The organism is Streptomyces sp. NPDC059895, from assembly GCF_042731035.1.
Classification (GTDB): domain Bacteria; phylum Actinomycetota; class Actinomycetes; order Streptomycetales; family Streptomycetaceae; genus Streptomyces.
Map to the genome: position 1 here is coordinate 139,003 of NZ_JBHWKO010000007.1, position 24,524 is coordinate 163,526.

Annotated in this window: 26 protein-coding genes and 1 pseudogene; 9 read left to right on the forward strand and 18 right to left on the reverse strand. The window is 68.0% G+C overall.

What is annotated here, in order from left to right; all coding sequences use genetic code 11:
- Positions 1-198: 198 nt before the first annotated feature.
- From ACFV9M_RS11025 to ACFV9M_RS11075, 11 genes are all read right to left on the reverse strand, one after another.
- On the reverse strand, positions 199-696 hold the full coding sequence (locus ACFV9M_RS11025) for a hypothetical protein (RefSeq protein WP_385062812.1): 498 nt from the start codon (positions 694-696) through the stop codon (positions 199-201).
- Positions 693-2,153, reverse strand: a complete 1,461-nt coding sequence (locus ACFV9M_RS11030; protein WP_385062810.1) for a hypothetical protein — start codon at positions 2,151-2,153, stop codon at positions 693-695. Before ACFV9M_RS11030 ends, ACFV9M_RS11025 begins: the two co-directional genes overlap by 4 nt.
- Entirely contained in the window at positions 2,150-2,476 is a 327-nt protein-coding gene (locus tag ACFV9M_RS11035; protein ID WP_385062808.1) for an endonuclease/exonuclease/phosphatase family protein, read from the reverse strand. Before ACFV9M_RS11035 ends, ACFV9M_RS11030 begins: the two co-directional genes overlap by 4 nt.
- Before the next feature lie 90 nt (positions 2,477-2,566).
- A complete protein-coding gene (locus tag ACFV9M_RS11040) occupies positions 2,567-3,850 on the reverse strand; it encodes an acyl-CoA dehydrogenase family protein (RefSeq protein ID WP_385062806.1) in 1,284 nt (427 codons plus the stop codon).
- A 119-nt stretch (positions 3,851-3,969) separates the two neighbouring features.
- On the reverse strand, positions 3,970-4,524 hold the full coding sequence (locus ACFV9M_RS11045) for a GAF domain-containing protein (RefSeq protein ID WP_385062804.1): 555 nt from the start codon (positions 4,522-4,524) through the stop codon (positions 3,970-3,972).
- On the reverse strand, positions 4,508-5,143 hold the full coding sequence (locus ACFV9M_RS11050; RefSeq protein WP_385062802.1) for an ATP/GTP-binding protein: 636 nt from the start codon (positions 5,141-5,143) through the stop codon (positions 4,508-4,510). The genes ACFV9M_RS11045 and ACFV9M_RS11050 overlap by 17 nt, the downstream gene beginning before the upstream one ends.
- Entirely contained in the window at positions 5,127-5,507 is a 381-nt protein-coding gene (locus ACFV9M_RS11055) for a DUF742 domain-containing protein (protein WP_385062800.1), read from the reverse strand. The genes ACFV9M_RS11050 and ACFV9M_RS11055 overlap by 17 nt, the downstream gene beginning before the upstream one ends.
- A complete protein-coding gene (locus ACFV9M_RS11060; RefSeq protein ID WP_385062798.1) occupies positions 5,504-6,016 on the reverse strand; it encodes a roadblock/LC7 domain-containing protein in 513 nt (170 codons plus the stop codon). The genes ACFV9M_RS11055 and ACFV9M_RS11060 overlap by 4 nt, the downstream gene beginning before the upstream one ends.
- A 48-nt stretch (positions 6,017-6,064) precedes the next feature.
- Positions 6,065-7,438, reverse strand: a complete 1,374-nt coding sequence (locus tag ACFV9M_RS11065; protein WP_385062797.1) for an ATP-binding protein — start codon at positions 7,436-7,438, stop codon at positions 6,065-6,067.
- Positions 7,439-7,618: 180 nt separating this feature from the next.
- The gene (locus tag ACFV9M_RS11070) at positions 7,619-8,122 is read right to left on the reverse strand and encodes an ATP-binding protein (protein ID WP_385102390.1); all 504 of its coding nucleotides are present in this window, start codon (positions 8,120-8,122) and stop codon (positions 7,619-7,621) included.
- 886 nt (positions 8,123-9,008) lie between these two features.
- Positions 9,009-10,253, reverse strand: a complete 1,245-nt coding sequence (locus tag ACFV9M_RS11075; protein WP_385062794.1) for a helix-turn-helix domain-containing protein — start codon at positions 10,251-10,253, stop codon at positions 9,009-9,011.
- A gap of 278 nt (positions 10,254-10,531) precedes the next feature.
- Between ACFV9M_RS11075 and ACFV9M_RS11080 the strand changes: the two genes are divergently transcribed.
- The 5 genes from ACFV9M_RS11080 (at position 10,532) to ACFV9M_RS11100 (ending at position 15,745) form a co-directional block, all read left to right on the forward strand.
- Positions 10,532-10,894: a hypothetical protein gene (locus ACFV9M_RS11080; RefSeq protein WP_385062792.1), complete on the forward strand. Its 363-nt coding sequence runs from the start codon at positions 10,532-10,534 to the stop codon at positions 10,892-10,894.
- Position 10,895: 1 nt separating this feature from the next.
- Positions 10,896-11,990 (forward strand): hypothetical protein, encoded by a 1,095-nt coding sequence (locus ACFV9M_RS11085; RefSeq protein ID WP_385062791.1) that lies wholly within the window; start codon positions 10,896-10,898, stop codon positions 11,988-11,990.
- Between the two features lie 1,008 nt (positions 11,991-12,998).
- Positions 12,999-13,442, forward strand: a complete 444-nt coding sequence (locus tag ACFV9M_RS11090; RefSeq protein WP_385062789.1) for a hypothetical protein — start codon at positions 12,999-13,001, stop codon at positions 13,440-13,442.
- 147 nt (positions 13,443-13,589) lie between these two features.
- Entirely contained in the window at positions 13,590-14,831 is a 1,242-nt protein-coding gene (locus tag ACFV9M_RS11095) for an MAB_1171c family putative transporter (RefSeq protein ID WP_385062787.1), read from the forward strand.
- Between the two features lie 284 nt (positions 14,832-15,115).
- A complete protein-coding gene (locus ACFV9M_RS11100) occupies positions 15,116-15,745 on the forward strand; it encodes an HAD-IA family hydrolase (RefSeq protein WP_385062785.1) in 630 nt (209 codons plus the stop codon).
- A 9-nt stretch (positions 15,746-15,754) separates the two neighbouring features.
- Here the strand turns inward: ACFV9M_RS11100 and ACFV9M_RS11105 are convergent.
- Positions 15,755-16,504: pseudogene (locus tag ACFV9M_RS11105) on the reverse strand (IS5 family transposase).
- 211 nt (positions 16,505-16,715) lie between these two features.
- Between ACFV9M_RS11105 and ACFV9M_RS11110 the strand changes: the two are divergent.
- Both ACFV9M_RS11110 and ACFV9M_RS11115 read left to right on the forward strand, forming a co-directional pair.
- The gene (locus tag ACFV9M_RS11110) at positions 16,716-16,898 is read left to right on the forward strand and encodes a hypothetical protein (RefSeq protein WP_385062912.1); all 183 of its coding nucleotides are present in this window, start codon (positions 16,716-16,718) and stop codon (positions 16,896-16,898) included.
- Positions 16,880-17,329 carry a transposase gene (locus tag ACFV9M_RS11115; protein WP_385062902.1) on the forward strand — a complete coding sequence of 150 codons (450 nt, stop codon included), beginning with the start codon at positions 16,880-16,882 and terminating at the stop codon, positions 17,327-17,329. Before ACFV9M_RS11110 ends, ACFV9M_RS11115 begins: the two co-directional genes overlap by 19 nt.
- Positions 17,330-17,423: 94 nt before the next feature.
- Here the strand turns inward: ACFV9M_RS11115 and ACFV9M_RS11120 are convergent, their stop codons facing one another.
- Positions 17,424-18,416 (reverse strand): LuxR C-terminal-related transcriptional regulator, encoded by a 993-nt coding sequence (locus ACFV9M_RS11120; protein WP_385062783.1) that lies wholly within the window; start codon positions 18,414-18,416, stop codon positions 17,424-17,426.
- A gap of 232 nt (positions 18,417-18,648) precedes the next feature.
- On the opposite strand from ACFV9M_RS11120, the gene ACFV9M_RS11125 reads away from it, so the two are divergent.
- Entirely contained in the window at positions 18,649-18,942 is a 294-nt protein-coding gene (locus ACFV9M_RS11125) for a hypothetical protein (RefSeq protein WP_385062782.1), read from the forward strand.
- A 222-nt stretch (positions 18,943-19,164) separates the two neighbouring features.
- Positions 19,165-20,103, forward strand: a complete 939-nt coding sequence (locus ACFV9M_RS11130) for a DMT family transporter (RefSeq protein ID WP_385062900.1) — start codon at positions 19,165-19,167, stop codon at positions 20,101-20,103.
- On the opposite strand, the gene ACFV9M_RS11135 is transcribed toward ACFV9M_RS11130, so the two are convergent.
- The 5 genes from ACFV9M_RS11135 to ACFV9M_RS11155 are packed head-to-tail and all read right to left on the reverse strand — an operon-like array spanning position 20,065 to position 24,523.
- Entirely contained in the window at positions 20,065-21,027 is a 963-nt protein-coding gene (locus ACFV9M_RS11135) for an ornithine cyclodeaminase family protein (RefSeq protein ID WP_385062780.1), read from the reverse strand. The two genes, ACFV9M_RS11130 and ACFV9M_RS11135, sit on opposite strands and share 39 nt — an antisense overlap.
- The gene (locus ACFV9M_RS11140) at positions 21,024-21,758 is read right to left on the reverse strand and encodes an ABC transporter ATP-binding protein (RefSeq protein ID WP_385062778.1); all 735 of its coding nucleotides are present in this window, start codon (positions 21,756-21,758) and stop codon (positions 21,024-21,026) included. Before ACFV9M_RS11140 ends, ACFV9M_RS11135 begins: the two co-directional genes overlap by 4 nt.
- Complete coding sequence (locus ACFV9M_RS11145; protein WP_385062777.1) at positions 21,745-22,617, reverse strand: ABC transporter ATP-binding protein; 873 nt, start codon at positions 22,615-22,617, stop codon at positions 21,745-21,747. The genes ACFV9M_RS11140 and ACFV9M_RS11145 overlap by 14 nt, the downstream gene beginning before the upstream one ends.
- Positions 22,614-23,633: a branched-chain amino acid ABC transporter permease gene (locus ACFV9M_RS11150; protein ID WP_385102393.1), complete on the reverse strand. Its 1,020-nt coding sequence runs from the start codon at positions 23,631-23,633 to the stop codon at positions 22,614-22,616. Before ACFV9M_RS11150 ends, ACFV9M_RS11145 begins: the two co-directional genes overlap by 4 nt.
- On the reverse strand, positions 23,630-24,523 hold the full coding sequence (locus ACFV9M_RS11155) for a branched-chain amino acid ABC transporter permease (protein WP_385062775.1): 894 nt from the start codon (positions 24,521-24,523) through the stop codon (positions 23,630-23,632). The genes ACFV9M_RS11150 and ACFV9M_RS11155 overlap by 4 nt, the downstream gene beginning before the upstream one ends.
- Position 24,524 lies beyond the last annotated feature (1 nt).

The following is a 24,524-nucleotide window of genomic DNA, read 5'->3' on the forward strand; positions in this document are numbered from 1 at the left end:
GATGGGCCGCGGGGAACGCCCTGCTGCGAAGCCAGACGTCGCGCTCCTCCACGAGGGCGACGGCCTCCGCGAAGTCCGCCGCGAAGGTCAGCACCCCCACCTGGTAGACGGACCGGGGCGGTTCGCGGTCCGGGCCGGCAGGGTTGAGGGCGGTCTCGGCGGGTGTGCCGTCGGCGGCGGCGTGCTTCGCTGTGCTCATCATCGGGTGGTCCTTACAGGAGTGCGCTTGGGGCCTCGGTAGCCAGGGGCGGCTGCCGGTGGCCGAGGGCGTGCGGGGGGTGCGAGCGCAGTGAGGGTGGCCCACAGGACGAGGGGCGCGGTCAGCAGCCGCCCCGTCTCGTCGTCCCGGACGGCCCACCGCAGGGTCAGCCCCAGGCGGTGTGCGCTGCGGTGCGGCACCCAGACGGCGGATCGGGTGATGTAGGTGACGATGTCCGGCCAGGGGAGGCTGCCGGAGTCAGGCGGCACGAAGAACTGGAGGTCGGCGCCTTCAGCGGCGACCGATCCGTGGGGCGCGCGGAGTCGGCGCAGGTGCTCGACGGCGGGCGCGGCGTACTGTTCGGGCGCCCGGACCACGTCGAATCCGCTGGTGGACACGAGACGGGGCCAGGAGCTGTCCCACGCCGGGCCCAGCAGTCTGCGGGCCTCGGGTCCGTCGTCGTCGGCGGGCGGGGCGGGGAGGACACGGGTGGTCACGAGGTGTCTCCCGCGGCAGCCGGGGGGAGCTGGGATTCGAGGCGTTCGGCCAGCAGGCGCGCGCCGTCGACGGAGAAGGTGAGGGCCAGCTCGTCCGGTTCGTGCCGGCAGCCCGGGGTCCCTTCGGCCACGACGTAGGAGCCGGTGATGCCGGAGACCAGACAGCTCAGGCGCTCCGCGAGATGATGGATGCTGCTCTCGTCCCGTCCCAGGTCGAGGCCGGTCGCGATGCCGGGTGCACCACAGAGCGCCGCGAACCGCTGCCCGGTCTCGTCTTCCTCGGAGTCGTAGAGCCTGAGGACGATCACGCCGGTGTCTCTGACTGCGGTGCCGCCTGCGAGATCGTGTGCGGTGAGCACGTCGTTCAGGCGAGTGGAGGTCTGCCAGATCCGGATGTGGGGGGCGAGGAGCGCCGAGACCAGCCCGGCTGACGCGTGGGCCGGCAGGGCGAGCAGGACATCCCCGTTGTCGTTGAGCCGGGCTGTCGCCTCGACGCCGGTCCTGGTGAGCCAGGCGGTGGCTTGGGCGACGTCGCGGTCGAAGGGCAGCTTGTCGAGGGAGGACAGGTTCACTTCCAGCGTGGTGCCGTCCTCGGCCACCTCGATCCGGGCCCCGATGCGTGCCAGGTCGAAAGCGTCGGCGAGGAGTTGGTGTTGGGTGTCCGGCGCGGCGGGGGCGGGTTGGGCAGGCATCAGTGCACCCTCCGGGCAGTCGTCGGGACGAGTCTTCGGCGGAGCCAGCCGGGGCGGGCGCGGGTCAGGGGCGTGCTCCTTGGGCTGTCCGGCGTTGATGCGGTCCGTGAGGAGCCGGATCTGGTCGCGGGTGAGTCGGCACCGCAGGGTGTCCGGAGCGTGGCGGCACGGCGGGAGGCCGTCGAACACGAAGCGGGAGCCGGTGATGCCTGTGACCAGCCAGGACAGGCGTGCCGTCAGCGCCTCGATGCCCTTGCCGCGCGTCAGGTCAACGCCGTCGGCGATGCCGGACGCGCCACAGAGCGCGGCGAATAGGGCACCGCTCCGGTACTCCGCGGAGTTGTGCAGGGTCAGTTCAACGGTGCCGCTCCCCAAGACGTTGACGCTGTACAGGAAGGGGTGGCGGGCGAGCAGGTCGTCCAGGTTCGCGGCAAGCACACCGACGAGCACAGCAGGAGAGAACAGAACCGCGATCAGCCGCTCCACCTCCGGGACGGGCACGCTGAGCACGATGTCCCGCGTGTCGTTGTAGCGGGCGGTCGCGCCGATGCCGAGGTCCCGGAGCCAGGCGCGGGCCTGCTTGGTGTCGTGGTCGAAGAGGAGCTTCCCGCTGCTGAGCAGGGTGAGGTCCAGCGCGGTGCCGTCCTCGGACATCTCGACGCGAGCGGCGAGGCCCGCCCTTTCGACCGCGTCGGAAAGCAGTCGCCGCTGCGTCGGTGGATCTGCTGCCTCTGGAACGGTGCTGGTCGTTGCGGGTTTCGTCATGGGGTCGGGCCTGATTCCACGTCGAGGACGGTCGGCAGGTGGTCGGACGCCTCTCGGGCGCCGACTGTGTCGTGGGTGCGGTAGCTGTGGACCTGGAGGCCGTGGACGAGGACATGGTCCGATTCGTAGCCGGCCGCTCGCATGACCTCCGCGTGCCTCTGGTCCGCGTCGTCATGCCGGGGAGCCGGTCTCGGCGCGGGGTTGCACCGCGGCACGTACACGAGCGGCTGCGGTTCGTCGCCCCACGTGTGGCCTCCGATCAGCAGCCCGAGGCTCACCCACCGCCTGCTCTGCTGGGGACGCCGGACATCCGCATCACTCACGGGGTGTTCTCCTCGGCTGTGAGGTCCGCCCGGCTGCCTCGTGGCGTTGATCCGAGATGAACGACGTACGGCATGTGCTGGTACTCCCTGTCAGGCTGGGGCGGGCAGGACGGTTGCGGGACCGGTCCAGGTGGCGAGGCGTTCGGACCACTGGACGTGGCCCTCGCCGAGCGCGGTGTTGGCAAGGTGGACGCGCTGGAACTCGCCGGTGCCGGCGGGCGGGTACGTGTGCTGGATGTCGCGGAAGTACCGCTGCACAGGCAGGGCGGTGTCGAGGGCGTGGGCGCCGTGCAGTTCCATCGCGTCACGGGCCGAGGCGGCGGCGAGCTCGTGGCCGAGGAGCTTGGCGCTGATCAGTTCGCTGTCACAGGGCGTACCGGTGTCGAGGAGGTGGGCGGCCTGGTAGGCGACGACCGTGGCCGTCTGAAGCCGAGCCTGCATCGCGCCGAGGCGGTCTCTTATGACCGGGTGATCGGCGAGGACGCCGCCGTACCGGGGCCGGGCCCTCAGGAAGCGGGCCGTGGTGTGGACGACGGCTTCGTGGATTCCGAGGCTGACGGCGGCCAGATTCGGGCGGCCGTAGACGATGCTGCTGCTCTGCGCGACGTCCAGGCCGCCACCGACGGTGCCGAGGACGTTTGCGGCGGGGACGCGGACGCGGTCCAGGCGCAGGGTGCCGGCGGAGAATCCGTGCAGGCCCAGGCGGGGCTGGTGCCGGTCGACGCTGACGCCTTGGCGGTCGTGCTCGACCAGGAACGCGGTCAGCGCCCGGGACGCGGAGACGGTCTTCGGCGCGGCGGTGCGGGCGATGACGATGTGCAGGCCGGCGATGTGCGCGTTGCCGACGTACGCCTTGCTGCCGGTGATCACCCAGGAGTCCCCGTCCCGCTCGGCGGCGGTCTCGATGCCGCCGATGTGGCCGCCGGCTTCCGGCTCGGTGACCGCGATCGACAGCAGCACCGACCCGTCCGCCGCAGGCGGCAGCCACTGGGTCTTCTGCTCGTCGGAGCCCCAGTGGCGGAGCGCGCCGACCGGGATCAGCCCGGCCTGGAGCGTCGCTCCGGCGGCGGCGGACACCGTGGAGAGGCGGTGGATGATGACCGTGCGGGCCACGTGCCCGGCGTCCAGCCCGCCGTACTCGGCCGGGATCGCGATCCCGAACCAGCCCAGGCGCGCCATCAGGATGGCCGTCTTGCGTTCGACCCTGCCCGGGGTGGCCTCCGTCCGTGCCACCCGGGGGGCGACATGGCGGTCGGTGAACTCCTGCGCGTGCTCCCACAGCAGTATGTGGGCGGGGGTGAGGAACGGGGCCAGCGCGGGCGGCGGGGTGGTGGTCATGGGTCGTCTCCCTTCCTGAGCGGGGGTTGCCTGCATGTACGTGGGGCGAGGGGCCCCGGCCGGGGCTGCGCGGGCGGCGTCCTCGCGGGAAGGACGCCACACGCAGGGGCGATGAGGGCACGGGTCGAGCGGCGGCGCGGGGCCGCTGCCAAGGGCTACGGCCTGGTGCGGACGGGACGGGAGAGGATGCTGTGCATGGTCTCGGCGGTGGCCCGTTCGACCATGCCCATGTACCGGTCCGCGTCAGCGAGGGGACGTATGTCCTGGTCGATGATGCAGACGGTGCCCAGCACGGCACCGGTACCCGGGTAAATCAGCGGTTCACCGAAGTAGGCGTTGATGCCGATGGCGTCGGTGACCGGGTTGCCGGAGTAGAGGCGGCTGGCGTGGACGTTGTGCAGGGGCAGGCCGAGTCTGCGGCTCACCACGTGCGGACACCATCCGTGGCTGATGTCCATGGCCCGGTCCACCTGGGGCAGGCCCCTCTCCGGGGGCGGGTTGTGCAGGCCGGCGAAGCGCTGCTCGTCCAGGTGGAAATCCACCATCGCCCAGGCGAACCCGCTCTCCTCGGCGAGGCGGTCGCAGATCTCGTCGAACACGGCGTCCGGGCCGGCGTCCAGCCCGTGCCGGGCGAGGAGGTCCCTGGTGGCCTGTATGCGGCGGGGATCCGGGCGCGGGGCGGTTCGCAGGAATTCAGAGTCGAGGGTCATCGGTGTCCAATGCGGGAGGGACGGACAGGGCGTGCTCGACCAGGACGATGAGCACGCGGGCGACGGAGACCCCGTGGCGGGCATCGCAGGAGACAACAGGCACCTGGAGGTCGAGGCTGAGCGCTTCTCGGATCTCCGCCGCGTCGTGATGGCGGGCTCCGTCGAACTCGTTGACCGCGATCACGAACGGGATCCGGTTCCGCTCGAAGTGGTCGACCGCGGCGAAACTGGACGCCAGGCGGCGGGTGTCCACGAGGACGACGGCGCCGATCGCCCCGGAGACGATCCACCGCCACACGGGCGCGAAACGGGACTGCCCCGGAGTGCCGAACAGGAACAGCTCCATCGGTTCCGGGACACCGGGATCCGCAGGTGCGGCCGGGCCGGCGTCGAAGGTGATCCGCCCGAAGTCCAGGCCCACGGTGGTGGTCTCCTTGGCCTCCACTCCGGTGAGGATGTCCGTGAGGGCGCTCGCCTGGGTCAGGGGAGCCTCGGTGGTCAGCGGGGGGATCTCGCTGACGGCGCCCACAAAGGTGGTCTTGCCGACGCCGAATCCCCCCGCGATGACGACCTTCTGGGCGGCGCTGCTCACGCCGGGCGGGTCAGCCGGCCTGCGCATCGGGCCACATCCTCCTCAGTCCCGCCAGCACCGCCTGCATGGCGGCCCGGTCTCTGGAGTAGGTGCTGGACGGGATGAACAGCGCCTCGTGGTCCAGGAGGTCCGAGACGAGCACCTGGATCACGGGCACCGGGCAGCGGAGCGTCCCGGCCAGCTCGGCGATCGAACGCCGCCGGGTGCTGCACAGCCGGAAAATGGTGTGTGCCTCGGGCGGCGCCAGGGCGGGGGCCTGCCCGTTCCCGGGTTCGAGCACCGTGTCCAGGTGCAGCACCGAAGAGTTACGGGAGTCCGTGCGGCCCCCGGCCACCGCGTACGGCCGCACGTCCAGGCTGGGGACGACCGCCCAGCTCTCCCCGGACGTCACCGGATGTCGGCGCGGGCGCCGCCCGTACGGACCGGCGTCTGCATGATGCCGGCGAACTGCCTGATCAGGTGGCCCATCTGGAATCCGACAGTGCCGGCGTCCGCGCCGGGATCGGCCAGCACGCCCAGCACGGTGTCAACCGTGCCCCGGGTCTCGCCCTGGTGGGAGAACGCCGCCCGCTGCCCTTGACCCGCGACCATGATGAAGACCAGGGTGTCGGCCCGCTCGATGACGATCTGGCTGGTCGGCAGGCACGTGTCGTCGGGACCGGGGACGCCCGCCCCCATCGAGGCCAGCCCGGCGAAGGAGGCGGACAGCCGGTCCGCCCAGTCCCGGTTCACGGCCGTGCTGCTGAGCAGGACGAGCCCGTCCATCGACAGCAGAACGGCGTGCGTGACACCGGACGTGCGGTCAACAAAGCGGTCCAGCAACCATCCCATCTGCTCGGACGGCGTCTGCGCCTGCTGCGACGGCGCGTCGGGCGAGGGAAGGTGGTGGGGGTGGGTCATGGCGTAGCTCCACAGAAGAGGAAGGGGCCCCGGGGCGGGGCTGTCGTGTCACTGCTCGGGGGTCTGCCGGGGCGCGGGATCCCCTGACGGATGGCCCTGGGTGCCTCGCCGGAACGCCCCGGCAAGGCCCGGATTGCCCGTGACGGCGCCCGAGCGGGCAGGGCTCTCATACGGACGGACGGACGAATCGGTGCGCGCACGCACGGGCAGTCCGGACGGCGCGTCGGGGGGCTGGACGTCCGACCGGGCGCGTCTGGGCAGCCCGCCGGCCGTCAACCTCGCAGGCCCGGACGACGGCACCGGGGCCGGGCGGACCTGTCTCGGGGCGCTCGGCACGCGCGGCGCCGGGACCGGCTCGGGCTCGGCCGTGACGAGCAGCCGCTGCGGGATCAGGACCTGAGCCGTGTTCCCCCCGTCCGCGTTCGCGGCGAGCGAGACGTGAATGCCGTGGCGCGCCGCCGTCATGCCGACGACGAGCAGGCCGATGCGCCCGTCCGCCAGTTGCGCGGTGACGTCGACTCGCTCCGGTGCGGCGAGCACCGCGTTCATCTGCGCGCGGTCCTCGTCCATCATCTGCCGGGCACGGTCGACAATCTCGATGAGTAGACCGCCGCTGACGAGTTGGGCCCGCAGGTAGACGAGGGTGTTCGGGGCGGAGAACTCGGTCGCGTTCTCGACCAGCTCGGCCACAAGATGGGTGATGTCCGGAGCGGCGTGGCCGGGCAGCCCCAGCAGCGGCCCGTACGAGCCGGGCACGACCCGGGCACGCTCGTACTGCTGGATCTCCTGCACGGCCGCCCGTAGGACGGTCGTGACCGTCACGGGATACCGGACGGTGCTCGCGGACTCCCCGCCAAGGATGGCCAGGCTCTCCGACCAGCGGCGCAGCCGCACTGCCAGGTTGTCGATCCTGAAAACGCGGTTGAGCAGCGCGGCCGACTTGATCTCGTTCTGCAGGTCCTCCAGCGCCTCCAGGAGACGCAGGATCAGGGCGTGCTCCCTGCGGAAGATGTGGCGGAACATGGCGTGCCGCACCGCGAGCTGCGACCGTTCGTGAGCCGCGACCACCGTGTTCGCCGCCGTCGCGTCGAGCCGGGCGAGCGCCCGCTCGACAGCGACGAAGGGCGTGCCGTCGTCGGGTACGACGGGGCGGTCGTCGGGGATCCGCGGCCGGCCGCCCCGGCGCAGGACATCGGCGGTACCGGCCAGGCCGGCGCCCACGGACTCCACCTGAGCGACCAGGCGCTCGGCTGCCAGAGCCTGCTCGCGGCACACGGCACCTGCGGCGCGGCGAGCCTGCCGAAGGCCTACGGCCGCGGACACCACGAGCCCCGAACCGAAGCCGAGTGCGAGTGCTCCCGGCGGGACGAGCCCCAGCCACCAGTCGACGGACACCGCGCCGAGGGACACTGCGGAGGCCATCCCGAGCCCCGCCGCCACAGCCCGCACATCGGCGCGGGCTGACTGCTTGTTGGGCCTTCGCCAGCTTCGGCCGCGCCGCCGGTGACCGGCGGCGCGGGCGGGAGACGTGCGGTCAGACATGACGGTCCTCAGGACGATAAAGGAGGGAGAGACGGAAAACGACTGGCCCCTGACCGGGGATCACTCAACGGTCCGTACGGAACGGGGTCGTTCCCGGGGTCTCTCGGCGGTCGGCACGGGAAGGCGGCACCACGTCTCGGCGCCGTTGCGGCTGACTCCCCAGGTACCGCCGCAGGCCTCGGCCAGGGACTCGACCAGAACGAGCCCGCGCCCCGACTCGGCGTCGTCTGCAGCTGGCCTGAGCGTGGCGTGCCCCGGCATGCCGTCGATGACAGTGACCACCAGGAACCCGTCCCGGACCCTGACGTCCAGGACGATCAGTTCGGTACCGCTGTGCAGCAGGGCGTTCGCCAGCAGCTCGGACATGATCACCATGACCTCGCCGACCAGATCCTCCAGTCCCCAGTGCACGAGCCGGGCAGCAGCGTCCCGGCGTAGCTCCCCTACCTGGGCAGCCTCCTGAGGGACGGCTGGCGCGGGGCCCCGACGGGGAGAGGCCACCTCGATCCTCTCCCGCATTACCTCCCCGTCACGGCAGGGCGGCCGTACAGCTGTAGTCGTCATCTCGTCCTCTTGAGGAATGGCAGGACCCGCTTAGTGGCGAACACAGCCCTGCAGAGGGGGTAAGTGATGAGCGCGCGAAGCGCAGCAACCGGCGACGGCCGGCAGACAGACGACCGTCAGCGTCGCGGGGTCTGCTCCGGGGGAGGCGCACTCGGGGGCTTCACCTCGGCCAGAACCGGGGCGGGTGTGCTTCGGGAGCGTGCGCCGCTTTCGTGTAGGCAGGCCGCCAGGTCGCTGCCGTGCAGCAGGGGAATCGGCTGGTGTGTCTGCTCGTTCCATGGCGGGGTGTCCCAGCGGACACCCCGCGAAGGCGGGAGAGCCACCCACTGATCCGGCCCGGTGCGGATCCCTGTGCCAGGCCCCGGTTCGGGGAGGGCGTGCCGGGCAGTGGCCGGTAGGACGAGCAGCGTGGCGCGGGTGTCTGTGACGAGACACGGCACGGGGGCGATCCGTTCGAGGGCGACCATGGCAGCCATGCCCTCGCTACGGGGCAGCACGATGGCGTCGAAGCAGACGGTGGGCGCGATCAGTGCGGCTCCCGGCGCGGCGTGGAGTTCGGCGGTCAGGCCGCTGGTCGGGCTGGGGAACAACGGCCCGGGACGAGGGTGGGCTCCAGGAGTCGTGCAGTCCGGATCGGCCTCGCAGGTGCAGCCTCCGCGCGGCCGGAAGCGGTGGCCTGGGAGCAGCGGCCACCCCAGAATTCCGGTGTAGGCGTCGCCGCAAGCGCCGGGGTCCCGGGTGTTGATCAGCTCGACCATGGAGTCTCCCGTGATGATCCGTTCACAGACGGTGAGAGGTCCACTGTGGCCGCTGGCAATGACTGCGCCCCCTAGGTTTTCTAGGGGGCGCTCACTTCAACTCGCTTGCGCGGATACGAGTTTGACGATCAGCTCACCAGTTCCATGCTCCGGATGAGCGAGGACAAGGCTCCAGCCTGGGAGGGAACACCCACGCGCGCCAGATCCTCGACCAGGGCCCGAGCCATCGGGTCCGCGTGGACGTAGTACGCAGCCCCCTTCGCCGCCTCCTTGAGCGTGACCACGGCTGACGGCAGTCGGCCCATCCTTCTCAGTGACCGCGCCTTGTCGATCTTGTAGTGCGTCTGTCGCTCCTTGCTCGGCACGTCATCGACCGATACATCCGGTACGCGCGACAGTCCTACGTCCGGCTGGCCGATCTCCACCCCGACCTCAGCCGCGTGCACCGCCACGGTGCCCCGGCCGAACACCGTGTGCGCATCGAGGTCGTAGAACTCCGGGCCCAGCCGATCGGCATCCTCCATGGCCGCATCGACGCGCGCCCACGCATCCGTGCCGTTCGAGCCGCGGGCGTGGGCGATCGCAGCCCGCAGATGCAGCGCGCCGCGCAGAGACAGCGCCTGCCGTGACGCGTTGCGCGACGCGGCAAGCGGTTCCAGGTCTCGCAGCGCGGCCTCCGCGACCGCCACGGTCTCCGGCAGCGAAGCCTGATGGAGCAGCGCACCACACCGGTCCCACGCCACCTCCGCTTTCACCAGCGGATCGTCGAGCCTGGTGGCAGCGCCGGCGGCAACCTCTGCGGCCACCCAGGCCAGATCCGGGTAGCCGAGCTGGTTGAGACACATCCGCGCCGTGCGGGCCGCGTCGACCATGTACCGCAGGGCTTCGTCACGCGCCGGACCTTCCTGCACCAGGATGGCGGTGTTGAGGTCTTCGATCATTCCGGGCAGCAGCGTGGCAACTGCCGGCAGATTCGCCGCCTGCCTTGCCCGGTTCGCCTTGGCTGAGTTCTGACGCAGCTCGGCACTGGCGACGGACGCGCCCTGCGGATCGAGCCCGGGATGCCCGGACAGGATGAGGCCCGCTCGCCGCAGGCCGGTCCGCAGCGCGGGGACGTGCGCGTGCGCCACGTTCCCCCCGTTACGCTGAAGTCGGTAGGGCTGGCCGAGGAGCCACACCACGTCCACGTCACAGGACTCGGCAATCGCCGTGACCAGCGAGTACCGGTCGAGCGGCATCCGGCCGGCCTCGACATTGGCCAGCCAGCTCTCTGTGCGGGCGAGGAAATCAGCGAGTTCACGCTGGGTCAGGCCAGCCGCGTTGCGTGCGATCCGCACGCGCGTCCCGATGTGGTTGTCCGTGCCGTCGGGCATACTGAACTCCGTTCTGACTAGGCACCAGAACGGTACCCGGTCAGACGATCCGACCTCCGTTTAGCGCTGCACTGTCAACCAGTGACGGTCTTGTTCCGTAACCAGCCGCCCACATCGCGGCGACCGAACGCTGCGACTCCGTCCTCACGGGCGCACGATCTGACATGGATGTTTCTCAGACCCCTCTTCTGCCCTGCCAGCGGAGCACCCCCTCCCCGAACCCCCGGCGGGGAAGGCGACGAGTCAGCCTGCAAGAGCGAAACGGAGACCGTGCTCTCATGTCCGCCCCGAGAGTGTCGCAGTCTCCGGACCACCCGGACGATTCGGACGTAGAGCGCTTCCAGCGGGAGATAGACAACCTCCGCCAGACGATGGACGCACACGACGTACCTCACTCGCCGCAAGGCCGACCACACGACACCGGACGGAGCCACGCTGTACGACGGCTTCATCGGTCACGGATCGACGCGGAAGCGCTCGTCGAGAAGGTCGCAACCGAGATCCGCACCTGGAACGAGCGGTACCGTAATCGGCCCGTCGCTTTCACTATGCTCCCGACGGACGGCGAGCCGACCGAGCAAAACCCCAGAGAGTTCGCCATCGACACCGGCTTCAACCACCTTGTCATCACCTGGCAGTGACGTGGACGCCAGCCAGATAGCTCGACGGTTCCCGCTGGTCGCCCGCCCGCGACCAGCGTGTCCACCGCTCTCCGAACGGCTCCGGGAGATCACCGATCTTGCAGCCATAGCCGAGCGTGACGGCGACCTCATCAAGGCCGCCGTCGCGCAGAACAAAGCCGCTCTCATCGCCAGTGACTGCGGCCTCACCGCCCTGGCCCGCACCCTGTGCTGGAGCCACGCAAAGGTGTACCTCGATGCCGTCCGGCCGCTCACCGGCCAGGCCGCCCGGCTCGCGCTCGAACCCCTGGTCAACCTAGCTCGCCTCCGTATCCGAGCCGCTGACGGGGAAGGGGCATACGAGAGCCTCACCACGCTGTTCCGGGGGGTGAGCAAGCAGATGCCCCAGGTCGCCATCGAGGGGCAGGTCCTGTCGTTGGCTGACCTGGTCGCGACGGAGGACGATCTCCGACAGATCGTCCAGTGGCTCTGGGCAGTACTTCTCGCCGACGGCACCCGCGCCCTCACCACCGCCGGCCGGTGGCAGGAAGCCCTTCACGAGATCGAACAGCACAAAGGCGTCGGAAGCCGGCTCCTCGACGGACGCCAGGTAGCGGTCCTCGCCCGCCTTGACGCAGGCGAATCGGCAGCGGCCTTGGAACTGATCGAAACGACACGCTTCGGTGAACCGTGGGAGGAGGACATCGCCTCCTGCCTGGCCGTCGCATGTCTCAACCAGGGCACGCAGCCGACGAAGGAGGCCACCGCGCGGATGGCCCGACGGTACTGCGACGGCCGCCTCGAAGCGGGGCTCGTCGTCTTCCGTACGCGCTGGGGTCTGACTGCCCTGGATCTCTCCACGGACGAGGACGTGGCACAGGTGATCATCCGCCGCCTGGTGAACGAGACCTTGACCAGCGCCGACGGCTACGCCGCGCGGGAACTCCTTGAGTACCCTTCAGCCGACAAGATCCTCACCGACGAGACTCAACGCGCTCTTCGAACAATCACGGAGAGCGCAGGTCTTTGCCGCGGACACGCATCCCACGGAGCGGCGACCAGGCTTCGGGACGACGCGTCCAGAGCGCAGGGCGTCACTCTCCGAGGACTGCGGTAACTGCTCTATGCCGCAGCCCGCGTCGTCGGAGGGCGAGTGATGAGCGTCTGCTCCATCGCCCACTCGATCGAACTCCGGATGACCACCCGTTCCGGTTGTGGCGCCGGCACACGCCTGTGTCGGTCGCCGTAACGGGCAACGGTGTCCTCGACGGCAGCAGCGTCGGTGAAGACCTCCGCCACGCCTTCGAGCTCGGCCTACTGGCCGCCGTCAGCGGCGGGATCTGCCCGCACGGTCGGTACATGACCATCGTCGACTGCCCCGCGGGCGCCGCCGCGTGCTTGGAGCGGGAGGGCACCGTCCCACGCGGTCGGCCCTGGCCGCACCTCCTGCCCGCGCTTCCTCTGCTCCGGCCCCGAGCCCGACAGCTTCCCCACGCCGCGCGGCTGTGTCCCCGCCTCCGCCCAGGTCGGGGCTACGCCGCCGACAGACCTTCGCGCAGGTGATCCCCAAGGTCCTGCGGGCCCGCGGGTCCTCAAGGCCCTGCGGGCCCGCGCCGAGCGGGGACCGTTCCGCGTCTTCAGCGCCGACAAGCTGGCCTCCAACCGCCTCGACACCACCGACGAGGTGCCGTGGAGGAAGGAAGTGCTCAACGAGGAGTTATAGCCCTGGCCCACAGGAGGGCCGGCCTTGCCCTAGAAGCATTCAAAGATTAATCACAGCGGCGTCGCTCGATTTCGATCTTGAAACCAGATTGCGAGGCCATCGCGCTTGCGTGATCTTCACAACACACCCATTCGCATGGATCACACATTCCCCCCTTGTACGATTAGGAGCAGACAGGGAGTGCCGGCCGACCACCGCGCACCTCAAGCACAAGCTCCTGGCTACTAGCGCCTCGCGTACGAGTATCGGGATGGGGCTGGCAGTGAACATTTCAGTAGCAATGGAGCGACTATGCGTTGGCGTAGGGACCCTTCACGGCGCGCCCTCGTGAGGGAATGTGAGAGACTGCTTGCCGATCTCCCTATCCCCGCTCCTTTTAGTGTCGAGGCGCTGGTGCGGAATATGGAGGTCGCGTTGGGGCGCCAAATTCGGCTGGTGCCACTGGATGACCCCGAAGGGGGCCTGGGCACGGCCTGCGGTCTTCGGGTCAAAGCGCCGGAGTTCACGATCATTCTCTATCGCCGCCGTTCAAGTCGCAATCAAACTGAGCGCATCATCCTCCACGAGATCGCGCATGAATGGATGGACCACGGGACCACTCTGACTGCTGCCGAGATCGAGCGATACGTCCCTGAACGCATTCGCGACGAAGTCGTTCGACGTTTCCCGTCGACCTTGGTCCAAGGGCGCGTGGATTTCGGCAGCTTCGAGGAAAAGCAGGCCGAGCTTTCGGCCTCATTGATAAAGCGGTTGGCGCGCCGTCAGTTGCTCACAGGAGATGACATGGTTAGCCTCCTGGAGAATTCGCTTGCCCACCCAGTTGCTCCGCCGCGGCGCCGGCTCTAGCCGCGATCAGGCAGCGATCACTGAGGCGCAGTTCTCGCCCTCATAACTTCCGTTGCACCGCACAGTTCACCTACTGGCAATCAAGTCTGCCTTCAGTCGACCTCCCGGGTCGGCAGAGCGTGCAGCGTACGTAGATACCCACTAGACGTGTTCGACTACTTCAAATACCTGACTGCGGCAGTGATGACCATCATCGCCGTATGGCGATTTCCTGCAGTCCGGTACGGCGACTCTCATCGCAGGGCGCTCTGGGGCGGATATGCGGGATTCGCCGTAGCTCTGTGTCTCTACACGCCAGCAGCAATGGAGGCAGTAGATCGCATTCCTGTAGTGGACTTGAGCGCCCTGCTCAGACACTTCGCCAGTACTGCAGCGATCATCGCAGCGCTGACTTACGTCGCCACTAGCTACGGAAAGAGCTCGGCGGTAGTCGTACCCCGGCATGTAGCGGTCTCCCGCCGGATCGCCCGCGCATCCTATAAGGCGGGCGCGATAGGCGTTACTCTTCTCACGGTTCTATTCTTCACCGTAGTGAATCGCGACAAACCGAGCCAAGACTTCCTCATCGACCACGCTGGACAATGGGGAGTTGCGGTCTACATGAGCGTCTTCTATTTCTTCCCACTTGTCACGACCGCAGTCTGCGGCTACCAGTGGACAAGGGCAGCGCGGCAGGCCGAGAGCGCGAGCATGCGTGTCGGGCTGGGCTTGATGGGGATGTCAATGTGGATGGGACTGGCCCACACAGTAGCTCGCATCGCTATTCTTTGGGCTGCAGTGGTCCTCCCCGTAAGCCCCTCCACAGTGCGACTCCTTGTGGACGCCACATCGATATGGATGGACGTGCTCTTCCTCCTTGTTGCTGTAGGTGCGAGCATTCCCACCACCCGCGCGGCGGCGGCCCGCTGGAAGGCTTGGCGCGCCCTGTACAGGATTTATCCCCTCTGGTTTGACCTGGTGAAGGCTTTTCCTGGGACGAGCCTTTATCCGCCCGGACGGCGTCTCGCAGAACTCATGCAGATGCGCGTCCCCATCGATGTTCGCCTGGATCGGTGGACTCAAGATATTGCTGATGCGTGCGAGAAGCTGCGCTATTACGCTCCACGAGACCTGATGTTCGCCGCAGAGGACATTACCGCCTCGCACCCCGACCCTGAGCCGGCCGCAGAAGCGTACTGGATCAAGGCTGCACTCCAGGCCGCTGACACCGCACCCGCCAGTTCTTACGCTGCTGCCTTCCTGAGAGAGAAACCGTTCGTTGACACCGACAGCGAAGCAGCGTGGCAAGCGCGAGTCAGCGCGGCTTACTCGCACGTCACCACGGATCAGGCTCGACAGGTTCTTCTCCACTCCGTGTGGGTGGAATCCCAACCGGATCGGTGGCTTTAAATGGGCTTCACCGGCCCGATTCCTCGGTTCAGACCCCATTGACCCGGCGCGTAAGGCCCAAGCGGCAGGGTGATCTTCAATTGCAGGCTGGCAAGTGAGATTTAGCACCACGCCCTTTATGGACTGGGCTGGTACCGTGGGTCTGCGGACAGACAGGTCCTGTTCCGCCCCGTAAGTGCACCCTGGCCTGCGACGCGCAGCTACTGCCGTCGCCATATGCAGCCGGGTCCGTGACGCTGTCCGGTCTGGATGGGCGTCCGACATCTCAACAATGGAGTTCCTGCATGTCCAACCGCCGCACCGGCCTCATCCTCGATTTCGGAGGTGTGCTTACCACTCCGCTGCTGCCTGCGGTACTCGCTTTCGAGCAGCGCGAAGGGCTTCCCCAGGGCGCTTGCCTCACGGCCCTGTACAAGGACAGCGAGGGCGTTCGGATCACCAGCGATCTTGAGCGCGGAGCGGTTTCCCAGGTTGAATGGAACAACTTCGCCGGCCAGATGCTGGGCGTGGACCCCCACAATTTGATGGGCCGCATCTTCGGCGACCTGCGCCCTGAGCCGCTGCTGATCAGCGCGGCTGCTGCGGCGAGGCGAGCCGGAATCAAGGTGGCCATCCTGTCCAACTCTGTGGGGCTCACCCCGTGGGACCTGTACGACGGCTACGAGCTCGAGAAGCTGTACGACGTCGTGGTGATCTCCGAGCAGCACCTGATGCGCAAGCCCGACCCCGAGCTCTTCGAAACCACGCTCAAGCTCATGGATCTTCCGGCCGAGGCGTGCATTTTCGTAGACGACACCGCACCGTACGTTCAGGCAGCAGAGCAGTTCGGCCTCGTGGGAGTACACAACCAGGACCCCAAGCAGACGGTAGCCACCCTCTCCGAGCTGCTCGAGGTGGACCTCACCGCGTCTTAAGACGCCATTTCACCTGGTCAGTCTGCGGTGGCATATGAGGGTCGCGGCGATGGCTGTGAAGGCGAGGAGGTGTTCCGGCTTGCGGCTCGTACCGGCGATGGAGGCGCCGACAACCGGACAGCCAGGACACGGTCCTCTCTACGACCCAGTGATGTCGGCCCAGGCGCCGGGATGGCTCGATGCCCTTACGGGCCGAGACGGTGCCGGATGCCGCGGGAGGCGAGCCATCGCCGCAGGTGGCGGTAGTCGTAGCCCTTGTCACCATGCAGTTTGCCGGGCCGCCGACGTCGCGGGCCCCGACGGGAACGGATGGGCGGAACGCCGCAGACCAGCGGGACGAGGGCCTGACTGTCGTGGAGGTTCGCGGCAGAGATTCCGACTGACGGGGGCAGACCATTACGGTCGACGATCAGGTGGAGCTTCGATCCCTTCTTGCCCTCGGTCGGTCGGATTCGGTCCCGTCAGCTGCCCCCTTTGAGGGCTCGGACACTGACGGAGTCGATCGCGCACCGTGACCAGTCCAGCTCACCCGGCACCGGGTTCGTCCAGGGCCAGACGATGGAGCTTGGCCCACACCCTGGCCTCCGTGCACTCGGTGGACCGACGGAAGGCGGTGACCCCCGACAAGCCTAAGCCCGGCGGGAGTTGGTTCCAGGTGCAGCCCGAGGTGGCCACGAAGACGATCGCGGCCAGCACCTCACTGTCCCCTCCGCGACGGTGTCCCCCGCCCTGCGGGCGAGCCGGCGCGGGCGGCCTCACCCGCTGATGGGCAGGACTGGCACTTCCACCGCTTGCTCGAACAGCTCGACATCGGCTATGTGGTGGCGGTGCCCAAGCCGCAGCAGATCAAGTTCCTGGCGGCATCTGGCGCATCGACCAGCTCATCGAAGAAGCACCAGGTGATGCCTGACAGAGACTGTCCTGCGGTGACGGGGCGAAGGGTCCGTGGATCTACGACTGGGCCGAGGCCATGCTGCCCACCAACCTCATCTTCGACCCCGACCCGCCAACCCATCACCGCTGGGTGATGGCCCGCCGCAGCCTGTCCGACCCCGGCGAACTCGCCTACTACCTTGCCCACGCCCTCGTGGGTGTCGAGATCGCCGAGCTAGCCCGGATCGGCCCCGCAGACGCATCTCCATCGCAGCGTTGACCTGCTACCGGCCCGGCCACCGCTCGAGGCTGATCTACCGGCCTCGCCGCGACGACGGCAACCGCGACGGACGCAAGAGCTTCTCCTGGCGCGACTACCGCGACCTGCTGACCGCGGCACACCAGCAGCTCGGCGGCCCGATCGTCCTGATCTGGGACAACGTCAACGTCCACAAGGCCGCCGACCTGCGGAAATGGGCGGCAGCCCGGGATTGGCTGACCATCTACTACCTGCCGCCCTACGCACCCGACCTCAACCCCGTCGAAGGCATCTGGTCGCTCCTACGACGCGGCTGGCTGTCCAACGTCGCCTTCAGCACTCCCGAACACCGCATCCAGCGCATCCGCCACGGCCTGCGGCACATCCAGTACCGCAGCCACCTCATAGACGGCTGCCTCGCCGAGACCGGCCTGATCATCAGACCCGCCTGACCAGCACGACATCACGAGTTCAACCTCAGTAAGCACCGACGCCATGCTACAAGGCAGGGCGGAGGGTCCGAACCGCACGCACACGCGAAGGCCGTTACTCTGGGTGGGATGGCAGATGACCGCGCTGGACACTCAGGACGCCGGCCTGGAACCGGCTCCGCGCGTCGAGGGCGTTCAACACGCTGGTCACCAAGCGGCGAACAGTACGGGTGGACACGCCGATGCTCTTGGCTATCGCTTCGTCGGTACGCCCCAGCGCCATCTGCCGTATGACCTCGGTCTGCTGCTTACTGAACTCACCGCCCCCTCGCCGCATCGGTGCACCCAGCGGGTCGGCTGATTGCCAGACGTGATCGAACAGAGCGCACAGTAGCCTGATCAGGCCTGTGTTCGTAACGACGATCGCGCCAGCGGAAGTGTCTTCGCAATCGGCGGCGATCAAGGCAGACGCGCGGTCCCAGATCAGGATGCGATTGGGCAGGCTCGGCACTGTCCGGACGTGCGCCCCGAGGCTTACCAGCCACTCCGCGTGGGCCACTGTCGGCGGGTCGCGGCGGATACTGTCCAGATAGATGGTCCGCATCTTGACGCCGCGATCCAATAAACTCCTGTTCAACGGCCTGGAAGCGCGCATGTTCTCGAATGTCTGCGGGCCACCCGGGGCAAAGGAAAGCAGCTCGCACTGTGCACTTTCGCACGAATCGGCGATATAGTCACGTACGGCCTCGATGCCCTTGAGGTATTGCATGCCGCCACCGGATACCGACTGCTTGTGGGCGTATGAGGCGACTAACTCCGCGACCGCAGCCTTCGTTGCCTCGATATTGTGCTGCTGCTCGGCCAACTCGGCCTGCTGACGGGCCAGAAGAGCTTCCAGACCGGGAAGCGGATTGACAGTACGGACTTGAAAGCTGTCCGCACAGAGATTCACCAGTGATAACTCACTCAGCCGATCAAGAGCTTGCCGGACCTCGCTTTCAAGTAGCCCCGTGGCGGTGGCCCAGTCGGATATATCCCCGCTCGGGTTCACGAGTAGATAGCGATAAACGGACTCCGTAACCGGATCGATGCCAAGTTGACCGAGCATGAACTCTCCACCTATAGACCCATGACGTTACCGCCGCAAAACGGCCAGTGATCAACTAGCTAACTCTACTTCTCAAACCTGTGACAGTCGTCCCATAATGCGAGACGGTAAGTCTAGAGACAGTCAAGACTTGCTCGCATTTCGCCATATTCACTCGAAGTCATGCAAAATTGGACGATCCGGTAGCTCGTCAATGGCACTCATTTACTTCTCTTCACGAATTCAAGGTCCCATGTACCTCATTCATGTTTGTCTGCGCCATCCGGATGGAAGCCCCCTGCCGCGCTATATGGCCGAGGCCATGGCCCGCGCGGCGACCGGCATCGCAGCCGTTGTACATGTCGCCGTCCACACCGAAGCCTGGCCACACCCCACCATCGGCGTCTACCTGCGGGCGTCGACACTGGAGGCCGCGGAGAGAAGCGCCCAGGAGATCTGGTATGCCGCCCAGGCGACCTACCCCTGCCTGCGCGATTGGGTCCTGGTACGCGCCGAGGCACCACTGATGCCGAGCATCGAGTTATAGAGCCCCACGTCCGCACGAACAGCCGAGGTCGCCACTTTTGCCAGGGCCTTGACCTATGCTGCTCTGGTGCACGTACTGACTCCTCCGCCGCCCGTCGTCTGACGGCGGCGACCACGCCCGGCCCCCTCAGCCATGAGGGCGGCCTGCGGTGCGCTGCCCATCTGCGCAGTTCTTCCGCGGTGAGCAGAGTAATGAGGAGAGTCAGTGCGATCATCCAACGTCATGTCCGCCCGGCAGGGCCTCCTGTCAGTCGCGGTGGCAGCGACCGCATGGGGTACCGGTGGTGCTGTGGCAGCGGTCCTCTACGACATCGGAGGGATCGGCCCCGGTGCGGTCTCCTTCTGGCGGTTCTCAGGAGGGCTCGTTCTGCTGCTCCTGGCCCGCTCCTTCCACGACCGCTTCCGACGGGTACCGGCGGACTCTCTTCTCCAGGTGTTCCTGGAGAACAAGCGGGAAGTCCTGCTGGCGGGATGCGGCTTGGCGCTCTATCAGACGGCCTACTTCGCGGCGGTGCAGCAGGTGGGGCTGACGGTCGCGACGGTGGTGACACTGGGCACCGGACCCGTGCTCGTGGCGCTCGGATCACGGCTGCTCCTGGACGAACCCGTCGGCATCGCGGGAGTGTGCGCGGCCGTGTGCGGTGTGGCCGGCCTGGTTCTTCTGGTGTGCGGTGCCGACCGGGCGGTGGGCCCCGCACCGGCGTTCGGCCTCGTCCTGGCGGTCGTCTCGGCGAGCGGGTACGCGGGGGTCACCCTGCTGGGTCGGGCCGCCGGCCTCAGGCGGCGAGGCAGCCGCCTCACCGGTCTCGTCCTGAACTTTGCGGTCGGCACCCTGTGTCTCCTCCCGGTGGCGCTGGCCGAGGGTCTGCTGCCACGTGCGGAGGGCCTGGGGTGGACCGCTGTCTCGATCGGCTACCTGGGCCTCGTTCCCACAGCGCTCGCCTACGGCCTGTTCTTCGCGGGGCTGGAAGTGCTGAGCGCCACCACGGTCTCGGTGGTGGCGCTCATCGAACCGCTGACCGCGGCGATCATCGGCGTGCTGGTCCTCCAGGAACGTCTGACCTGGGGAATCACCTCTGGATCGGCGCTTGTGCTGTCCGCCGTGTTCTTCCTCGGGCGGACCTCACAACCAGAGGGGGAGGTCGCTGTCGGCGCGTCTTAGCTCGTACGCCGCGGCGGCGATCAGCAGGTCCTCCCATGCCATGCCGACACTCTTGAACAGTCGGGGCACAGTACCGGTGGTCCGCACCCGGCCAGCGACCAGGTCGACGAGGTCGCCCGCTATGTGATCGGCTCGGATGTCCCCGGCATGCAGGGGAATGAGCAGGTCACCGGCCTCGCGCAGCGCCGCGGAACGTCTTTCCACGACCACCGTGGAGGCGCGTACCAGTTGGGTGTCGACCTCGCGGGCGGCCGGCTCGTGCGAGCCGACCGCCACCACCGTGGCGTGACGCGGGATCAGCGTGCCGGGGAACAGGGGTGTCGCGGAGGAGGTGCAGCACAGAACTATGTCGGCCTTCTCCACCGCGTCGGCTCCGGACGCGGTGGCGGTCAGCCCCGTGTCCGCGCACCGCGCGACGAAGTCGTGTGTGCGCCCCGCGTGGCGGCCGACCACATCGACATGGGTGATGGGCCGGACGGCGCGCACCGCTTCCACATGCCGCCAGGCCTGGGGTCCGGTCCCGAAGACCACGACACGTGCCGCGTCCGCGACTGCCAGATGTCCGACCGCGACAGCGGACACCGCCGGGGTCCGCAGTGCCGTCAGTGCGGCCCCATCGAGGAGGGCCAGCGGGACCAGGGTCTGGGCGTCGAGCAGCACGTAGACGCCGGTGACACGGGGCAGACCGTGCTCGACGTTCCCGGGCGCGACAGCAGCAAGCTTCACCCCCGCGTAGCCGCCGAGCAGGGCGGGCATGAAGAGCAGTTGGCCGGCGTCCAGGTGTGCCGCGCTGCGAGGCAGCCCGTCCGTCGACTCCGGCAGTCCGTCCCGCAGTTGTTTCTCCACGACCGCGATGGCGTGGCCCATCGGAACCAGTTGTCCGAGCGTGGCCTCGTCGATACGCGGGATCCGGGCAAGGTTCACACGTCCTCCTGCTGCCTTGGTCCTTGGTCGGCACCGAGGTACGCCGCGGCGACCCGGGCGTCGCCCGCCAGGTCACGGACGAGGCCCGACGCAACGCAGGCGCCGCTTTCGAGCACATAACCGCGGTCCGCGATCCGCATCGCCGCCGTGGCGTTCTGTTCGACGAGCAGCACAGCTGTCCCCTGTTCCCTGATGTCCTGGACGAGCCGCATCACCGCCGCGACCATCCTGGGGGCGAGCCCCATCGACGGCTCGTCGAGCAACAGCACACGGGGAGCCGCCATGAGGGCCCGGCCGATGGCGACCATCTGCTGTTCCCCGCCGGACAGGCTTCCCGCCTGTCGCGTGCGCAGTTCCACCAGGCGTGGCAGCAGTGTGTAGACTCGGTCGGCTCTGGCGGCGAGCTCGGCCTGACCTGTCACCAGGTAACCGCCGAGCTGCAGATTCTCATGGACGGAGAGCCGGCTGAAGACGTGGCGACCCTCTGGTACGTGCACCAGGCCAAGGCCCACGATGTCATGCGGCTTCCTCCGGGTGATGTCCTCCCTGCCGAAGCGGATCGTGCCGGCGCTTGGCCTGATGAGGCCGGACACAGCGGACAGGGTGGAGGTCTTCCCCGCGCCGTTTCCGCCCAGCAGGACGACGATCTCCCCCGGCTGGACGGACATGGAGAGGCTTCGCACGGCTTGGGCGCCGCCGTAGTGGATGTCGATACCGTCAAGGTCGAGCAAGGCTGGTCTCCGTGGCGCTCCGGGCGTCGTAGGCCGCCGTAGGGTCCGTGCTGTCGGGGTCTGTGCTGTTGTCGGGGTCGGTGCCGAGGTACGCCGCGACCACTTCGGGGTCGTTCCAGACCGTGTCTGGCAGGCCGTCCGCGATCTTCCGACCGTAGTGAAGCACCACGACCCGCTGCGACACGGCCCGGACCAGGGGCATGTCGTGCTCGATCAACACCACGGTGACGCCGAGCGCGTGGATGCGGTGGATCAGGTCGACGAGCGCGGTCTTCTCGGCCGGGTTGAGCCCGGCGGCCGGTTCGTCGAGGAGCAGAAGACGGGGCTGCTGGGCAAGGCCACGAGCGAGTTCCACCAGACGTCGCGCACCGTAGGGCAGGTTGTTGACCGGCCCCGTCCGGCTCGGGGCCGTCGGATTCTCGGCGGACAGGCCCACGAAGTCGAGCCAGTGGTGGGCCTCGTCGGTGGCCCAGCGCTCGGAGCGCCGGTAGCGCGGGGTGCGCAACAGCGCGTCGAGCGCGTTCTGGCCACCGCGCAGGTGCAGTCCGGCCCGGACGTTATCCAAGACGGACAGGTCGGGAAACAGCCTGAGGTTCTGGAAGGTCCGGCACACTCCGCGGCCGGCGATCTTTGAGGGCCTGGCTCCGGTCATGTCGAGGCCAGCCACCCGGACACGACCCGCCGTAGGCCGGTAAAATCCCGTGACGCAGTTGAACAATGAGGTCTTTCCAGCTCCGTTGGGGCCGATCACGGAGACGATCTCATCCGGTTCGATGGCGAGGTCCACGTCATTCACGGCGGTCAGGCCGCCGAATTCGACCCGGAGCCGCTCGACCGAGAGCAATGAGGGTGTACTCATGTGACCTTCGCTTCCATCGGTACAGGGGAAGCCAGTTCCGAACGGCGCGCGGTGGCAGCGGTCTCGTCCGACCGTCTCGGCCAGAGCCCCTGCGGTCTCAGCACCATGACGGCGATGAGCACCAACCCGAAGGCGAAGTAGCGGTTGTCCCCCACACCACGGAGGACTTCAGGCACCAGGCTGATGCCCAGGGCGCCGACCACGACTCCGCGTAAGCTGCCCATGCCTCCGAGGACGACGGCCATGAGGACGAGGGCCGACTGGACGAAGCGGAAACTCTCGGGAGACACCGCGGAAAGGTGCGCGGCGAAGAGGACTCCCGCGAGCCCGCCCCAGACCGCACCCGCGATGTAGGCGGCGAGCTTCACCCGATAGGTGTGGACTCCCATCATTTCCGCCGCGTCCTCGTCCTGGCGGACGAAGTGCCAGGATCGCCCCAGGCGGGACTGGTCGAGCCGCCCTGCCAGCAACACCGCCAGGGCGGTGATCACCACGACGACGTAGTAGAAACCCACCGGGCCGTCGAGAGAGCCCACGCCGGTCAGCCCGGGGATTCCGTAGATACCAGACGGGCCGCCGGTGGCGTCGAGGTTGTTCGCCACAATGCGGATGATCTCCCCGAAGCCCAGGGTCACGATGGCGAGGTAATCGCTGCGCAGCCGCAGGGTGGGCAGCCCGACGACCAGGCCGGCCAGCACCGTCATCCCGATCACCGCGGGAATCGTCTCCAGCAGGGAGAACCCGTAACGGGTGCTCAGGACACCGCTGGTGTAGGCCCCAACGGCGAAGAACGCCGCGTATCCCAGATCGAGCAGACCGCAGTACCCGACGACGATGTTGAGTCCGACTGTCAGCATCACGAAGATCGCGGCGCTGGTCATCACGCTGAGGGCGTACGGGGTGGCGATGAGGAAGGGGAGCAGGAGTGCGCCGGCGAACGCGGCAGGCGCGACGGTCCTGCTGTCTGTGCGTCGTCGAATCCACTGAGTCGTACGAAGAGTCGTACGCGGGGTCATGCGCGCTCCCTTTCCCGCACGCCAAGAAGGCCCATGGGGCGCACGCTGAGCAGGACGATGAGGAATCCGAAGGTGAACACATCCCGCCATTCGCCGCCCAGCCAATGGGAACCGAACGCCTCGAGCAGGCCGAGCACAAGGCCCCCGAGCATGGTGCCCTTGACATCTCCGATGCCCCCGATGACGGCGGCGGTGAACGCCTTGAGCCCGATGGCGAAGCCCATCAGGAAGTCGATCTTTCCGTAGAAGACGCCCGCCATCACGCCGGCCGCACCAGCGAGCGCTGAGCCGACGAAGAAGACCTTGGCGATGACCCTGTCGACATCGATGCCCATCAGCACCGCGGCCTTTCGGTCCAGGGCGATGGCCCGCATGGCACGGCCTTCGCGGCTGCGGGACACCCAGGTGTCGAGCCCGGCCATCAGTGCTAACGCCACGGCCAGCAGCATGAGCTGCTGTACGGTGAACCGGGCACCGAACAGAGACAGTCCGCGGCCGTCCAGCCGCAGCGGGTAGACCTCCGGGTTCGGCCCGCTGATGATCCGGACGCCGTACTCGAGCGTGAAGGCCGCCCCCACGGCCGTGATCAGTACAGACAGGCGCGGAGCGGACCGGAGCGGACGGTAGGCCACTCGTTCGATCGCCACGCCCGCCAGCCCCGAGAGGAGCATGGCTGCCACCAGGACGAGGAGCAGCACGAGGGGCGGAAAGGCGGGTGCGATCCCGCCTAGAGAGCTCAGCAGCCACATTCCGCAGAAGGCGCCCAGCATGTACACGTCACCGTGCGCGAAGTTGAGCAGTCGGATGACGCCGTAGACGAGGCTGTAGCCAAGGGCGACCAGTGAGTAGAAGGCCCCGACGAAGAGCCCGTTCCAGACGAGTTGTGTCATG

Coding starts and splice junctions, on each gene's coding strand:
- ACFV9M_RS11150 (WP_385102393.1), bottom strand. CDS start 23,633: ATGACCCCGCGTACGACTCTTCGTACGACTCAGTGGATTCGACGACGC.
- ACFV9M_RS11110 (WP_385062912.1), top strand. CDS start 16,716: ATGCTGCCCACCAACCTCATCTTCGACCCCGACCCGCCAACCCATCAC.
- ACFV9M_RS11070 (WP_385102390.1), bottom strand. CDS start 8,122: ATGACGACTACAGCTGTACGGCCGCCCTGCCGTGACGGGGAGGTAATG.
- ACFV9M_RS11125 (WP_385062782.1), top strand. CDS start 18,649: ATGTACCTCATTCATGTTTGTCTGCGCCATCCGGATGGAAGCCCCCTG.
- ACFV9M_RS11050 (WP_385062802.1), bottom strand. CDS start 5,143: ATGCGCAGGCCGGCTGACCCGCCCGGCGTGAGCAGCGCCGCCCAGAAG.
- ACFV9M_RS11090 (WP_385062789.1), top strand. CDS start 12,999: ATGGAGGTCGCGTTGGGGCGCCAAATTCGGCTGGTGCCACTGGATGAC.
- ACFV9M_RS11075 (WP_385062794.1), bottom strand. CDS start 10,253: ATGCCCGACGGCACGGACAACCACATCGGGACGCGCGTGCGGATCGCA.
- ACFV9M_RS11120 (WP_385062783.1), bottom strand. CDS start 18,416: ATGCTCGGTCAACTTGGCATCGATCCGGTTACGGAGTCCGTTTATCGC.
- ACFV9M_RS11100 (WP_385062785.1), top strand. CDS start 15,116: ATGTCCAACCGCCGCACCGGCCTCATCCTCGATTTCGGAGGTGTGCTT.
- ACFV9M_RS11030 (WP_385062810.1), bottom strand. CDS start 2,153: ATGACGAAACCCGCAACGACCAGCACCGTTCCAGAGGCAGCAGATCCA.
- ACFV9M_RS11080 (WP_385062792.1), top strand. CDS start 10,532: ATGTCCGCCCCGAGAGTGTCGCAGTCTCCGGACCACCCGGACGATTCG.
- ACFV9M_RS11145 (WP_385062777.1), bottom strand. CDS start 22,617: ATGAGTACACCCTCATTGCTCTCGGTCGAGCGGCTCCGGGTCGAATTC.
- ACFV9M_RS11130 (WP_385062900.1), top strand. CDS start 19,165: ATGTCCGCCCGGCAGGGCCTCCTGTCAGTCGCGGTGGCAGCGACCGCA.
- ACFV9M_RS11045 (WP_385062804.1), bottom strand. CDS start 4,524: ATGACCCTCGACTCTGAATTCCTGCGAACCGCCCCGCGCCCGGATCCC.
- ACFV9M_RS11060 (WP_385062798.1), bottom strand. CDS start 6,016: ATGACCCACCCCCACCACCTTCCCTCGCCCGACGCGCCGTCGCAGCAG.
- ACFV9M_RS11065 (WP_385062797.1), bottom strand. CDS start 7,438: ATGGCCTCCGCAGTGTCCCTCGGCGCGGTGTCCGTCGACTGGTGGCTG.
- ACFV9M_RS11040 (WP_385062806.1), bottom strand. CDS start 3,850: ATGCAGGCAACCCCCGCTCAGGAAGGGAGACGACCCATGACCACCACC.
- ACFV9M_RS11155 (WP_385062775.1), bottom strand. CDS start 24,523: ATGACACAACTCGTCTGGAACGGGCTCTTCGTCGGGGCCTTCTACTCA.